This is a genomic window from Leifsonia sp. AK011 (assembly GCF_013410945.1).
In the GTDB taxonomy this organism is placed as follows: domain Bacteria; phylum Actinomycetota; class Actinomycetes; order Actinomycetales; family Microbacteriaceae; genus Rhodoglobus.
This window is the reverse complement of sequence record NZ_JACCCH010000001.1, coordinates 1,346,523-1,360,309: the sequence shown is the minus strand read 5'-3', so window position 1 is coordinate 1,360,309 and position 13,787 is coordinate 1,346,523. Positions and strand designations below refer to the sequence as shown.

Below are 13,787 nucleotides of genomic sequence, written 5' to 3'. Positions count from 1 at the left end.
GGTCAGGAGAGCAACTCGAGGCGCGCGACGGCGTCGGCGATCGCGGCATCCGAGGCCGTCAGGGCCACCCGAACGTGCTTCGCGGGCTCCTCGCCGTAGAACGATCCGGGCACGACCAGGATGCCGGCATCCGCGAGTTCCGCAACGGTCGTCCAGGAGTCCTCCCCCTTCGTCGCCCACAGGTAGAGGCCGGCCTCGCTGTCGTCGACGCGGTACCCGGCCGCACGCAGCGCGGGCAGCAGACGCGAACGTCGCGCGCGGTACAGCTCGCGCTGGGCCTGGACGTGGGCATCGTCGCCAAGTGCCGCGATCATGGCCTCCTGCACGGGTGCCGGGGGGATGAGACCGATGTGCTTGCGAACGGCGAGCAGCTCGCCGATGAGCTCGCTGCATCCCGCGACGAAGCCCGCGCGGTACCCGGCGAGGTTCGACTGCTTGCTGAGCGAGTACACGGCGAGAACGCCCGAGCGCACGCCCTCGATGACGCGGTGGTCGAGGATGGAGGGTGCCGGCTCCGGCTGGTCCCAGGTGAGTTCCGCGTAGCACTCGTCGTTCACGATGATCGCGCCGAGCTCGCGCGCCCTGGCGACTGCGGCCCGCAGCTGCTCGACGCCGAGCACCGAACCGCTCGGGTTTCCCGGGCTGTTGAGCCACACGAGCTTGGTCTCGACCGGCCACTCGGCAGGATCGTCGGATGCCACGGCGCGAGCCCCCACGAGGGCCGCACCGATCGCGTACGTGGGGTAGGCGATCGCGGGGTGCACCACGACGTCGCCCGGGCCGAGCCCGAACAGGGCCGGCAGGAGCGCGACGAGTTCCTTGGACCCGATGGTGGGGAGCACGTTGGCAGGCGAGAGGTCGTCTGCACCCCGCCTGCGGGCGTACCAGTCGACGATCGCCTCACGAAGCGCGGGGCTCCCCGCGGTCTGGGGGTAGGAATGGGCGTCCGTCGCGGCGGCGAGTGCGCTGGCGATGACGGCGGGCGTGGGATCGACGGGCGAGCCGACCGAGAGGTCGACGAAACCGTCGGGATGCGAACGCGCACGCTCGGCGAAGGGAACGAGTGAGTCCCAGGGGAAGTCGGGCAGCGCCAGGGGCGTGCGCGGCACGCTACTCGCCGCCGCCGACCGGAAGGGCGGTGATGAGGGCGTGATCCTTGTGGATGAGCCCGACCTTCGCTGCGCCACCCGGGGACCCCAGGTCGTCGAAGAACTCGACGTTGGCCTTGTAGTAGTCCGCCCACTTGTCGGGGAGGTCATCCTCGTAGTAGATGGCCTCGACGGGGCACACCGGCTCGCAGGCACCGCAATCGACGCACTCGTCGGGCTGGATGTAGAGCATCCGCTCGCCCTCGTAGATGCAGTCGACGGGGCACTCGTCGATACACGCACGGTCTTTCAAGTCCACACAGGGCTGTGCGATGACGTAAGTCACGGGCGATCTAACCTTTCGCGGCGGGAGCTTCAATCCTACCCGTGCGGAGCGTGGAGAATCGCGGCCACGCCAGCACGAGAGCAGCGATCAGCACAGAACCGATGGTCCAGACGACTCCGGCGAGGTTGTTGGCGACGAGCACCGTGCCCGAGGGTGTGCCGAGCGACAGCACCCCCTCCGCGAGGAGGAGCCCGGCGGCGGCGAACCCCGCGACCACTCGGGTCTCGTAGACGATGCGCAGACCCGTGAGCAGCGCGGCAGCCACGACGAGGGCGGCGATGAGACCCCAGGGCACGACTGTCGATCCGACAACCACCGTGGACTGGTGCACGACGGTGAGAACGGCCCCGACCGCGATCCCGATCACGAGGGCGAAGATGCACGCGATGATCCGGGCACCCCTGCCGTACCCGCCGAATCCGCGGTTGGGCGGCCGGAGGCGACCGAACCGCTCGGGTGCGTCGAGGGGGATGGGCGCTCCCGACGCCCGTTGGAAGACGTCGTCGCCGACCACGAACTGGCTCGGGTAGCTCCCGAGTGCCTCCCTCTTCGCTTCGAGCGACTCGGGGTCGTCGACGGAGACGGCGCCACGCCCGTGCGACTGCCCGAGGACGTAGAAGGGCACGCGCAGCACCTCCGTCGCCCAGCGCGTGGCATCGTGCACGCGTCGGCTGTCGGGGTGCCCGTCGATGCCGTCGGGCCCGTAGCTCACTACGACGTCGGGCTGGACCTGCAGGATGGCGGCAGCGATGTCGGATGCCACCTCCCCCTCATCCGCGGAGACGAGGGCATCGGGCACCTCGAGCGCCGGCTGCGGGCCGGCCGCACCCCAGGTCATCCCGGAATCGCGGTACCGCCGCGGCTCGAGTCCCTCCCAGCGTGCGCCCGTCTCGCCGAGGAAGCGGTAGTCGGAGACACCCAGTACTGACATCGCCCGGGAGAGCTCGGATGCCCGGAGTTCCGCGATCTCCTCGGGTGCACCGGCGCCGGGGCTCTCGGTGACAAGGTCGTTCTGCTCTCCCCTGGTGCAGGTGAGAACTGTCACGTGGGCGCCCTGACGCACCAGCCGGGAGATGGTCGCGCCGGTGGTCACGGTTTCGTCTCCGGGATGCGCGTGTACGAAGAGGATACGTTCCACCATCGGTCATCCTCCTGCGTCGCCCTGGGCCCGGGATCGAGTCCGGCTAGACAGGATACGCCCCGGGCAGTAGTGTTCTTCGAGTTAGGTAAGGCTTACCAAAGAAGAAACCACGTGCTCGCAAACTTTCTCATCGGCCTGCGCGAGGGTCTCGAAGCCGCGCTCGTCATCGGCATTCTCCTAGCGTACCTGCGGCGTTCCGGCCAGGATCAGCGCAGGCGCGAGATCTGGATCGGCGTTGCGCTCGCGATCGGACTCTCCCTCACCGTCGGCGCAGTCCTCACCTTCGGGGCATACGGACTCTCGTTCGAAGCACAGGAGATCCTCGGCGGTTCGCTCTCGATCGTCGCCGTCGGATTCATCACCTGGATGATCTTCTGGATGGCACGCGCCGGTCGCGGCCTGAAGAGCGAGCTCGAGGCCGGCGTCGACAGGGCTGTCACCGCTGGCGGGCTCGGACTGGCTCTGCTCGCCTTCCTCGCGGTTGCGCGTGAGGGTGTCGAGACGGCCCTCTTCATCTGGGCTGCAGCCCGATCGTCGGGCGAGGCACCCCTCGCCATCGTGGGCGCGCTGCTGGGCATCCTCGCGGCCATCGCCCTCGGCTGGCTCATCTACCGGGGGATGATCCGCCTCAATCTCTCGCGATTCTTCACCTGGACGGGTGCCGCCCTCATCATCCTCGCCGCCGGTGTGCTCGCGTACGGGGTGCACGACCTCCAGGAAGCACGAGTGCTGCCCGGTCCGTTCCAGCCGATGCCCGACGGCACGCCGGCAGCGTTCGCGTGGATGTGGAGCTGGGCGTTCGACGCGACCGGCGTCATCCCCCCGGACAGCGCCATCGCCGCCATCCTCAAGGGCACTGTCGGTTTCTCGCCAGCGATGACCTGGCTCGAGATCGTCGTCTGGGCGCTGTACGTGGTGACGGTGCTGACCCTCTTCCTGCGGGCGGTTCGTCGCCCGCGCACGCCCGCCCGCAGCACTCCCCCGGTTCCTGCCACAGCCCACGCTGGCGCCTGACCACCACCTCCCCCAGCACCACGCCCGATCCGAGAACGTCCCTGGAGAAGAATGACCATCAAGACCCTTGCCACCGGAGTTGCCGCGTTCGCAACCCTCGCCCTCCTCGCCGGCTGTGTGCCGAACGCCACAGGCGGGAGCGTCGTCGTGGCCGTCGAGAGCACGGCCGACAGCTGCACGGTCGACAACGACACCGTGGCGAGCGGCACGGTGACCTTCCGCGTCACGAACGCGGGCGACCGCGTCACCGAGTTCTACCTGCTCGGGGAGGATGAGCTCAGCATCGTCTCCGAGGTCGAGAACATCGCCCCGGGCTCCTCCCGTGACCTGACCGTCGTGGCCCAGCCCGGTTCCTACTTCACCGTGTGCAAGCCGGGCATGATCGGAGACGGCATCGGACAGTCGCCCTTCACGGTGACCGGTGATGCGATCGCGATCGACGCGGACAGCGAGGCGGCCCGGGCCGATGCCGTGGCCCGGTACACCGCCTACGTGAAGACGCAGGCCGCCGAGCTCGTGCCCGCCGTGCAGGAGTTCGTCGACGCCTACATCGCGGGTGAGGACGACACTGCTCGGGGCCTGTTCCCGCTCGTGCGCGTGAGCTACGAGCGCATCGAGCCGACAGCATCCCAGTTCGGTGACCTCGACCCCGCGATCGACTACCGCAAGCCGGGTGCTGAAGCGGAAGGGCTGGAGTTCACCGGCTTCCACCGCATCGAGATGGACCTCTGGCTCGACGCCGCGCGGGCGAACTACCCCGACGAGACGATCGACGCGCTCGACACCGCCGGCCGTGAGGCTGTCGGAGCGAAGCTTGTCGAGGATGTCACGGCGCTCTACGACGAGGTGCACTCCGACGACTTCGCCCTGAGCGTGAGCGACATCACCAACGGAGCGATCGGACTCCTCGACGAGGTGGCCGCACCCGATGGCAAGCTCCCCGGCGAGGAGAACGAGTTCGCTCACACCGATCTCTACGACTTCTACGCGAACGTGGAGGGCGCGGAGGTCGCGTACCTCGCCGTTCGGGACATCGCGCTCGCCTCCGGGGCAGACGGCGAGGCGCTCGTCGCTGAACTCGACGAGGAGTTCGCCGCGATGAAGGCGCTCCTGCTCACGTACGGCAACTACGACGATGGCTTCGTGTTCTACGACACGGTCACCCAGGAGGAGCGCAACGAACTGGGTGCACAATTGAACGCACTCAGTGAGCCCCTCGCCAAGCTCACCTACGCGGTGCTGGGAGTGGAGCAGTCGGAGTGACCGAGAGCACAACGCCGGAGGGCGCGGGGAACGAGACATCCGACCCCGCGCCCTCCGGCGTCTCACGACGGGGCCTGTTCGGACTCGTCGCCGCTGGCGTCGGCGCAGGAGCCGTCGCCGGAGTGGCGGGTGCCACGGCTCTTCGTCCTCCGCGATCACCCGAGGACTCGGCTGGCGCCTACCCCTTCTACGGCGAACACCAGGCCGGCATCGTGACCCCGGCACAGGATCGCCTCCACTTCGCATCGTTCGATATGGTCTCCAGCGCAACGCGGGAGGATCTCATCCAGTTGCTCCAGGAGTGGACCGCAGCCGCGGCTCGCCTGACCCAGGGGCTCGACGTGAGCGAGGCAGGCGCTGTCGACGGCCCCCCGCTGCTTCCGCCGGACGATACTGGTGAGGCCCAGGGCCTGCCGCCGAGTGGCCTGACGATCACGATCGGGTTCGGGGCATCCCTCTTCCGCACCGCCGACGGTGTCGACCGCTTCGGACTCGCCGATCGCAAACCGGACGCCCTCGTCGACCTGCCGCTGTTCCCCTTCGATCTCCTGGAGGATGCGGTGAGCGGCGGAGACCTGTGCATCCAGGCGTGCGCGAACGATCCTCAGGTCGCGGTCCACGCGATCAGGAACCTCAGCCGGATCGCGTTCGGGACCGCGCGCCTGCGCTGGAGCCAGCTCGGCTTCGGCCGCACATCGTCCACCTCGACGGAGCAGACGACGCCCCGCAACCTCTTCGGCTACAAGGACGGCACGAGCAATATCAAGGCCGAGGAGCCCGCCGCGCTCGACGAGTTCGTCTGGGTGGGCACCGAGGAGCCGGCGGCGTGGATGCACGGCGGGAGCTACCTCGTTGCCAGGCGGATCCTCATGACCATCGAGAACTGGGACCGCGTCACACTCGGGGAGCAGGACGCGATCATCGGTCGCACCAAGGGCGAGGGGGCGCCGCTGTCCGGGGGCGCCGAGTTCACGGAGCCCGACTTCGAACTCAAGCGCACGGACGGGTCGACGGTGATCCCGGAGGACTCGCACGTGCGATTGGCGCACCAGGCGGCATCCGGCACACGGATGCTACGGCGGGGCTACAACTTCGTGGATGGCAGCAACGACCTCGGCCAACTGCGCGCTGGTCTCTTCTTCATCAGCTACCAGCGGTCACCCGAGCAGTTCGTGGCAGTGCAGTCGACGCTTGCCACGGATGCGATGAACGAGTACATCCGCCACGTCGGCTCCGCACTGTTCGCCGTGCCACCCGGCGCGAGCGAGGGCAGCTACGTGGGGGCCGGGCTCTTCGCCTGACGCGATCAGCCGCTCGTCGCTGCGGTGACGGTGTAGTTCGCGACCCACCCGTCGGAGCCGTTCTCCGAGACCACGACGAGCACACCCCACGCATCGCTCGAGGCGATGTAGGTCCCGCCGTTTGTCGCCTCGCCGAGGTCGGCCTGCGAGACGAAGCCTGCGGCCTCCAACTCGTCCTTGATCTGCTGGAGCGCCGCCCCGTCCGAGACCCGCACCGTCACGTTGAAGACCTTCTCGGCCCCGCTGCCGATCGATCCGCCGTAGATGATGTCACCGTCGATCACGGGCACCTGGTCGCTCGGGAAATCGGCCGGCATGGAGGATCCGCCGAGGTCGACCTCTCCCCCGGTCGCACCCTCGATGATCGACTCCACGGGGTTGCCGAAGCAGCCCGAGAGAGCTGGCGTCATAGCGAGCGCGATGACGAACGCGATCGGTGCCGTGTAGCGAATACGGAGGGCCATGGCGTGCTCCCGAGGTCGGTGCCGGATGTCGCGCCCAGTGTATCGCCGCAAAGAGTGAGGGATTATTTGCATCCTGAAATAATTGCGTAACGAAACGGAAATGCCCCCCACACGGGTCACCTCTAGCGTGGGCGCATCACCTGCACACAGACCGTGGATTCAGCAGGCCAGCGCACCGTTGCGTTCCCTTCGCCGGTGCACCATGCGGCGGTGGGCACCCGCGCGGTGCGACTGTCCCGCGAATGCGGCTCTACCGCGACACAGAGGACACCAATGATCAACTCCGCCCCTGCCCGCCCACGACACCGCCGCGCGGCGCTGATGGCAGGTGCCTTTGCCATCGGGCTCTCGCTCGTCGGCGTGAGCCCGGCCCACGCAGCACCCGCGCTGGAATCGGTGACGCTTACGCTCTCCCCCACGACCGTCGGCATCGGCGACAGCGTGGTCGCAAGCGCAACGCTCGTTGCCACGACCGACGTCTTCGCCTACGAGGTCACCTTCAGCTTCAACGACGACATCTTCGCCTACGTCGAGGACAGCGCCACGGGCCCTGATGGCGGCTTCGACGCCGTGACCGAGGGACCGGGCACCGTGACGCTCACGCACACTCGCCTCGGCACCTCCCCGGCGCTCTCCGGTGACATCGCCCTGAGCGCCGAATTTGTAGCAGTGGGTGACGGCGAGACGAGCATCGACATCCCCCTCGTGACCCTCGTCGACACCGAGAACGCATCGACACCCGTCACCGAGGCGGCCTCCGCCGACGTCCTCGTGGAAGCCGACGAGGTTGCACCGTCTCCCTCACCCTCCCCGTCCACCTCGCCGTCGGCACTGCCTGAGGATGGCGGCCCGCTCGCCTTCACGGGAAGCACCATGGGCGGCAGCATCGCGATCATCGTGCTCGCAGCGCTCGCAGCCCTCGCGCTCGGTGTCGTGCTCGTGCGTCGCCGGATTGCGAGCACCCGATGACCAGCACCCAGAACCAGGCCACAGCACACACTTCTACAGCACAGAGGAATCCAGTGACCACACGACGCATCCGCACGGCGGTAGCGGCGACCACGGGCATCGTCTCGCTGGTTGCCGTCGGCGCCCTGGCAGCGACCCCCGCCGTCGCCGCGACCGACCCTGCACCGCTTCTCATGCCGTTCTACACGGAGCTGGATGTCACGGGCGACAGCCAGGTGACCACCGCCGATCTCGATCTCATTGCGGCCAACCTCGGTGCGACACCGGAATCGGCCAGCTGGTCCTCCGTTCAGGTCGCGGACGTGGACGAGAACCTCGTCATCACTGTGACGGACCTGGCCGCGGTGTCGCAGCGCATGGTCTACGACGACGGTGACTTCGAGATCGTCGAGGCGAGCGTCATCGACATGCAGGCCGCCATGAACGCGGGGGTCACGACATCCGTCGAGCTCACGCAGGCCTACTTCGACCGGATCGCGGCATACGACAAGAACGTCATCGACCAGGGAGCGGGCGGCAGACAGCTCAACTCGATCATGACGACGAGCTCGGTCGCACTCGCCGCTGCTGCAGCGGCCGACGCAGAGCGCGCCGAGTCCGGCATGACGAGCACCCTGCTCGGCATCCCCGTTGCGCTGAAGGACAACTACAACACGCTCGACATGCCGACGACTGCCGGATGTGACTGCTGGGTCGACAACCAAACCGACACCGATGCGTACATGGTGGAGGGACTGCGTGAAGCAGGAGCCGTCATCCTCGCGAAGGCGACGCTCGACGAGTGGGCATACGGGTTCTCCTCGGCCTACTCCGTGGGCAATGTGGCCGGCATTCCGGTCGCGAACCCGTACAACACGACCAAGACTGCGGGCGGCTCGAGCGGTGGAACCGGCGCGGCGATCGCCGCGAACCTCGCGGGTGTTGGCTTCGGCACCGACACCGGTGGGTCTATTCGTGTTCCGTCGTCGTACAACCAGCTGGTGGGCATCCGCCCGTCGGTCGGTCTCGCGAGCCGCGACGGCATCGTTCCCCTGGCTCTCAGCCAGGACACCGGTGGTCCCATCACGAGGTCGGTGACGGATGCCGCGATCGCGCTGGACGCCGTCACGGGCATCGACGAGAACGACCCCGTCACGGCCGCCCAGGCCGGTCTCGTGCCCGACTCGTACACCGAGTTCCTCGACGCGGACTCGCTCTACGGAGCCCGCATCGGTTACGTGCAGTCGATGATCGGCTCCAATGCGACGACCGTGCGTCTGTGGAACGAGGCGAAGGCACGCATGGAGGCGATGGGTGCGACCGTGGTTCCGATCACGGCACCGAGCGGCTTCCCGAACGTTCTCAACGAGGGCAGCGGAAGCAAGAACGAGTTCAAGCATGATCTGAACATCTACATCGCCGAGCATCTCGCCCCTGAGGTGACCTTGCGAAGCCTTACCTCGATCATCGAGTCGGGCAGGCTGATCACGGGCCGGATCGGCACGTACGTGGAGCGGGATGGCATCACCGAGCAGACCTACCAGAACTGGGCCGGCCCCACGGGTACCCACACCACCCAGCTCGCGGCCGGTCGGGTGCTCGTCACGGGGATGCTCAACGACCCGGACGGCAACCCCGCCACGGACGATGCTCTCGACGCGATCGTGTACCCGTCGGGTAACCCGTACAGCACCCAGAGCACCAACCTGCGCCTCAGCCCGAACACCGGCCTTCCGTCGGTCACGGTGCCGATGGGCCAGGCGACTGCCGAGGATGGCTCCACCATGAACGTCGGCGGCGGCGTGAACCTGGAGTTCCTGGGTCGCATGTTCGACGAGGGAACGCTCCTCGGCCTCACGTACGCGTTCGAGCAGGAGACACAGGCTCGTACGAGCCCCACCCTGTACGGACCGCTGCCTGAGTAGCATCCGCTGAAACGGCGAAGGCCGCGATCCCTTTCGGGTCGCGGCCTTCGTTCGTTGCTGGGAGCGCTACGCGTTCTGCTTCTTACGCTGCGCGCTGGAGCTTGGAGAAACGCGTCAGCGTTTCCGCGACGCCAGCGCCGAGCGAGCCTGCGAGCGAGGTACCTTCGGTACCCGGTTCCTTAAGCGTTCTGCTTCTTGCGCTGTGAAGCGGACCGTGCACGAGCATTGGCGTCGAGCTCGACCTTGCGGATGCGGATGACCTCGGGGGTGACCTCGACGCACTCGTCCTCGCGCGCGAACTCGAGGCACTCCTCGAGCGTCAGCTTGCGCGGCGGAACCAACTTCTCGAAGTTGTCCGACGTGGACTGGCGCATGTTGGTGAGCTGCTTCTCCTTGGTGATGTTGACGTCCATGTCGTCAGCGCGCGAGTTCTCGCCCACCACCATGCCCTCGTAAACCTCCTGCGTAGGCTCGACGAAGAAGCTCATGCGCTCCTGCAGGGCGATCATCGCGAAGGGCGTGACCGAGCCGGAGCGGTCGGCCACGATGGATCCGTTGGTACGGGTCTCGATGGCACCGGCCCAGGGCTCGTACCCGTGCGAGATCGCGTTGGCGATACCGGTGCCGCGCGTGATGGTCAGGAACTCGGTGCGGAAACCGATGAGCCCACGCGACGGGACGACGAACTCCATGCGCACCCAGCCGGTGCCGTGGTTGGTCATGCCGTCCATGCGACCCTTACGGGCGGCGAGGAGCTGCGTGATGGCGCCGAGGTACTCCTCCGGAGCATCGATGGTGAGGTGCTCGTACGGCTCGTTGAGCTTGCCGTCGATGGTCTTCGTGACCACCTGGGGCTTGCCCACCGTGAGCTCGAAGCCCTCACGACGCATGTTCTCGACGAGGATCGCGAGGGCGAGCTCGCCGCGGCCCTGGATCTCCCAGGCAACCGGCCGGCCGATGTCGACGAGCTTGATCGAGACGTTACCGATGAGCTCGCGGTCGAGACGGTCCTTGACCATGCGCGCCGTGAGCTTGTGTCCCTTGACCTTGCCGATGAGGGGGCTCGTGTTGGTGCCGATGGTCATCGAGATGGCGGGGTCGTCGACGGTGATGGTCGGCAGCGCGCGGGGGTCGTTCGGGTCGGCGAGGGTTTCACCGATGGTGATGTCCTCGAATCCGGCGACGGCGACGATGTCACCGGGGCCACCGGACTCTGCCGGGAAACGGTCGAGTGCCTTGGTCATGAGCAGCTCAGTGACGCGGACGTTGGCAACGGTGCCGTCGTGCTTCATCCACGCGACGGTCTGGCCCTTCTTGATGTTGCCCTGGAAGATGCGCAGGAGAGCGAGACGGCCGAGGAACGGGCTGGAGTCGAGGTTGGTGACCCAGGCCTGGAGGGGGTGCTCGTCATCGTAGGTCGGCGCGGGAATGTGCTTGAGGATCGCGTCGAACAGCGGCTCGAGGTCGTCGTTGTCGGGGAGCTCGCCGTCTGCCGGCTTGTTCCAGCTCGCGGCACCGTTGCGGCCGGAAGCGTAGACGACGGGGACGTCGAGGATCGCGTCGAGGTCGAGGTCGGGCATGTCATCCGCCATGTCACTCGCCAGGCCGAGGAGCAGGTCCTGGCTCTCCGAGACGACCTCGTCGATGCGGGCATCCGGGCGGTCCGTCTTGTTGACGAGCAGCACCACGGGGTGCTTGGCCTCGAGGGCCTTGCGCAGCACGAAGCGGGTCTGGGGCAGCGGGCCCTCGCTCGCGTCCACGAGCAGGACGACGCCGTCGACCATGGACAGGCCGCGCTCGACCTCGCCACCGAAGTCGGCGTGGCCGGGGGTGTCGATCACGTTGATGGTGACCGGTCCGTCTGTGGCGTGCTTGCCGCTGTACGAGATCGCGGTGTTCTTCGCGAGGATCGTGATGCCCTTCTCGCGCTCGAGGTCATTCGAGTCCATCGCGCGATCCTCGAGGTGCGCGTGCGCATCGAAGGAATTGGTCTGGCGAAGCATCGCGTCGACCAGGGTGGTCTTTCCGTGGTCGACGTGCGCGACGATGGCCACGTTGCGCAGGTCGGAGCGTGTGGCGATAGCCATGACGTGTCCTTTGGGTTTGGGGCTGGGCTGGGCTGCATCAGCACGGCGGAGCCTGATGCGGTGCGTATGACGCGAGCGACCGCCGGAAGGCATCCGGTTGCTGTGAGTTCTGGGGATGCGCAGGATCGCCTCTCGCGAAACCTGCGGGTGTAGTCTACCGTGCCAACCGTCGCCGACCCTGTGCGTGCTCGCTCACAGCGTTGCGCGCGTCTCCGGCATCACTGACGTCAGTTCGCGGACGAGGTGGCCGGAGCCCACTCCCAGACGTTCCAGAAGAGTCCTGGCGGCAGCATCGACGGCGAGATGCCGGTGACCTTGCTCTGCTCGAAGGCCGTCACGGTCGGGTTCTGGTACAGCGGCGCACCGTAGAAGCTCCCCCACACAAGGGCATCGATCTCGGTGAGGATCTCGGTCTGCCGAGCAGGGTCGAACTCGACGACGAGCTCGTCGATGAGCGCATCCACGTCGGGGTCACTGAAGAAGTTGCGGTTGGTCGATCCGTCCGTCGCGAACGTGTTCGGCGCGCCCTTGATGAGGCCGAGGCTCGTCACCTCCCAGCCGTAGATCGCGGCGTCGTAGGCTCCGGCGGTGCCGAGCAGACCGCGCCAGTCGGTGCTCGAGCAGTCGGTGACGTTGAAGCCGGCCTGGGCCGCCGACTGCTGGATGAGGATGAACTCGTTCGACCTGCGAGGGTTCGTGGGGCTGTAGAGGATGCACACCTCGGGGTTCGTTGCTCCAGCCTCAGCCAGCAACTTCTTGGCACCCTCGACGTCGACCTCGAGGAACTCGTCGGAGCCGTTGGATTCCACCGACTCGTCGTAACCCGCTTGCCCAGGCAGGAAGACCTGGGAGTTTCGCAGCTCCGCCGAGCCCTTCAGGGGAACGATGAGCTTGTCGAGGATCTCCTGGCGCGGAATCACCTTGAGGAAGGCCTCACGGATGAGCGGATTGTTGAAGTTGCCACTCTTCGACTGGTCGAACTGAAGGTCGATGTGCTCGAAGGATGCCTCGCTCCCCCCGACAACGGTGCCCTCGAGTCCGTTGAGCGCCGTCCAGACATCCGCGGTCGCCTGTGGCGCGATGACCTGGACCTCCCCGTTCTGGAACGCCTGGACCGCAGCGAGCGGATCGCTGATGTAGCGAATCTTGATCTCCTCCGCCTGTGGACGGTGGGCACCCTTGTACTCGGGGTTCACCGAGAGCGTCACGTACTGGTCAGCGATGAAGTCCGTGATGACGTAGGGGCCGCTCGAGAGCAGGAGATCCGTGTCATCCGGCATCTCGGTGAAGTTGAAGCCGGTGTTCCAGAACTGCGAGAGCGCGGCGAGCGCCTCGGTGTCGTCGTTCTGGATCGCGTCGAGGACAGCGTCCTTGGCCTCCTGGTTGTCGGAGATGCCCAGTGCGTTCTTGGCGACAACGTGGGCGGGCAGGGGCGGGACGATCTGGAGGTTCCAGTCGATGAACGGCTCGTCGTAGGCGAGCGTGATGGACTTCTTGTCCTCGCTGACGGTGGGCGTCTCGGTCACGAGACCGAGTCCGTACTCCGGGTCGGCACCGGAATCGAAGTACACGACGTCATCCGGGAACGCGTCGGTGAACTGCCCGCTCTCCGGGTCGACGAACTCCTTCGCGTCGAAGTCCTCCTCGTTGAACGCGCCCGAGAGCGCGGCCCACTCGAGGAGGAGGTCCGAGGCGTCGATGGCGGTGCCATCCGACCACGTCACGCCGTCGGCAATCGTGAAGCGCACGACCAGGGGATCCTCCGAGAGCAGCTCGTAGCTCCCGAACGAGGGGTCGGTGACGAGCTGGGGTACGTCGTCGACGTAGTTGAAGCCGGACAGCGTCGTCGAGGTGATGGCCGTGTTGCCCGGCTTGTTGCCGTAGCTCGTCCTCGCGTTGTACGAGGTGAAGGACTGGCTCCACCCCACCGAGACCACGGACCCGTCGACCACCTGGGACTGCGGCGCGACACATCCGGCCAGGGTCAGCGCGGCGATCGTCAGGGTGGCGGCGGCCACGGCGAATCGTCTGGTTCTCACTGTTCCTCCACGTCGCAGACCACAAGACGCTCAAGCGACGTGGCGGGCGGTAGTCGTGCACCCCCGGGGTCGGGCACATTCCTTGCACGACTCTAGGCGCAAACCGGATTCGGCGGTAATGGCACAGGAACGCCCCGGCCGTACGCACGGGTGCGCGCGGCCGGGGCATTC

At 67.1% G+C, this 13,787-nt stretch carries 11 protein-coding genes; 5 read left to right on the top strand and 6 right to left on the bottom strand.

Annotation, left to right across the window (positions count from 1 at the left end):
• Positions 1–2: 2 nt before the first annotated feature.
• From dapC to HDC94_RS06640, 3 genes are read right to left on the bottom strand one after another with little or no spacing between them, the layout of a single operon-like run.
• Positions 3–1,109 carry a succinyldiaminopimelate transaminase gene (gene dapC / locus HDC94_RS06650; protein ID WP_179496024.1) on the bottom strand — a complete coding sequence of 369 codons (1,107 nt, stop codon included), beginning with the start codon at positions 1,107–1,109 and terminating at the stop codon, positions 3–5.
• A 1-nt stretch (position 1,110) separates the two neighbouring features.
• Positions 1,111–1,434 carry a ferredoxin gene (gene fdxA / locus HDC94_RS06645; RefSeq protein WP_179496022.1) on the bottom strand — a complete coding sequence of 108 codons (324 nt, stop codon included), beginning with the start codon at positions 1,432–1,434 and terminating at the stop codon, positions 1,111–1,113.
• A gap of 7 nt (positions 1,435–1,441) precedes the next feature.
• Positions 1,442–2,575 (bottom strand): PIG-L deacetylase family protein, encoded by a 1,134-nt coding sequence (locus tag HDC94_RS06640; RefSeq protein WP_179496020.1) that lies wholly within the window; start codon positions 2,573–2,575, stop codon positions 1,442–1,444.
• A gap of 111 nt (positions 2,576–2,686) precedes the next feature.
• On the opposite strand from HDC94_RS06640, the gene efeU reads away from it, so the two are divergent.
• From efeU to efeB, 3 genes are read left to right on the top strand one after another with little or no spacing between them, the layout of a single operon-like run.
• Positions 2,687–3,589, top strand: coding sequence for an iron uptake transporter permease EfeU (gene efeU / locus HDC94_RS06635; RefSeq protein WP_179496018.1), 903 nt, complete (start codon positions 2,687–2,689; stop codon positions 3,587–3,589).
• 51 nt (positions 3,590–3,640) lie between these two features.
• Entirely contained in the window at positions 3,641–4,852 is a 1,212-nt protein-coding gene (gene efeO, locus HDC94_RS06630; protein WP_179496016.1) for an iron uptake system protein EfeO, read from the top strand.
• Positions 4,849–6,153: an iron uptake transporter deferrochelatase/peroxidase subunit gene (gene efeB / locus HDC94_RS06625; RefSeq protein WP_179496014.1), complete on the top strand. Its 1,305-nt coding sequence runs from the start codon at positions 4,849–4,851 to the stop codon at positions 6,151–6,153. Before efeO ends, efeB begins: the two co-directional genes overlap by 4 nt.
• Positions 6,154–6,158: 5 nt before the next feature.
• On the opposite strand, the gene HDC94_RS06620 is transcribed toward efeB, so the two are convergent.
• Positions 6,159–6,617: a hypothetical protein gene (locus HDC94_RS06620; protein ID WP_179496012.1), complete on the bottom strand. Its 459-nt coding sequence runs from the start codon at positions 6,615–6,617 to the stop codon at positions 6,159–6,161.
• Positions 6,618–6,890: 273 nt separating this feature from the next.
• Here HDC94_RS06620 and HDC94_RS06615 point away from each other — a divergent pair, with 273 nt between their 5' ends.
• Together HDC94_RS06615 and HDC94_RS06610 are read left to right on the top strand one after the other, a co-directional pair.
• Positions 6,891–7,586 (top strand): cohesin domain-containing protein, encoded by a 696-nt coding sequence (locus HDC94_RS06615; protein WP_179496010.1) that lies wholly within the window; start codon positions 6,891–6,893, stop codon positions 7,584–7,586.
• Positions 7,587–7,639: 53 nt separating this feature from the next.
• The gene (locus HDC94_RS06610) at positions 7,640–9,490 is read left to right on the top strand and encodes an amidase family protein (RefSeq protein ID WP_308495646.1); all 1,851 of its coding nucleotides are present in this window, start codon (positions 7,640–7,642) and stop codon (positions 9,488–9,490) included.
• A gap of 179 nt (positions 9,491–9,669) precedes the next feature.
• Here the strand turns inward: HDC94_RS06610 and typA are convergent, their stop codons facing one another.
• Together typA and HDC94_RS06600 are read right to left on the bottom strand one after the other, a co-directional pair.
• Positions 9,670–11,577 carry a translational GTPase TypA gene (gene typA, locus HDC94_RS06605; protein WP_179496006.1) on the bottom strand — a complete coding sequence of 636 codons (1,908 nt, stop codon included), beginning with the start codon at positions 11,575–11,577 and terminating at the stop codon, positions 9,670–9,672.
• A gap of 227 nt (positions 11,578–11,804) precedes the next feature.
• Positions 11,805–13,616, bottom strand: coding sequence for an ABC transporter family substrate-binding protein (locus HDC94_RS06600; RefSeq protein WP_179496004.1), 1,812 nt, complete (start codon positions 13,614–13,616; stop codon positions 11,805–11,807).
• Positions 13,617–13,787: the final 171 nt, after the last annotated feature.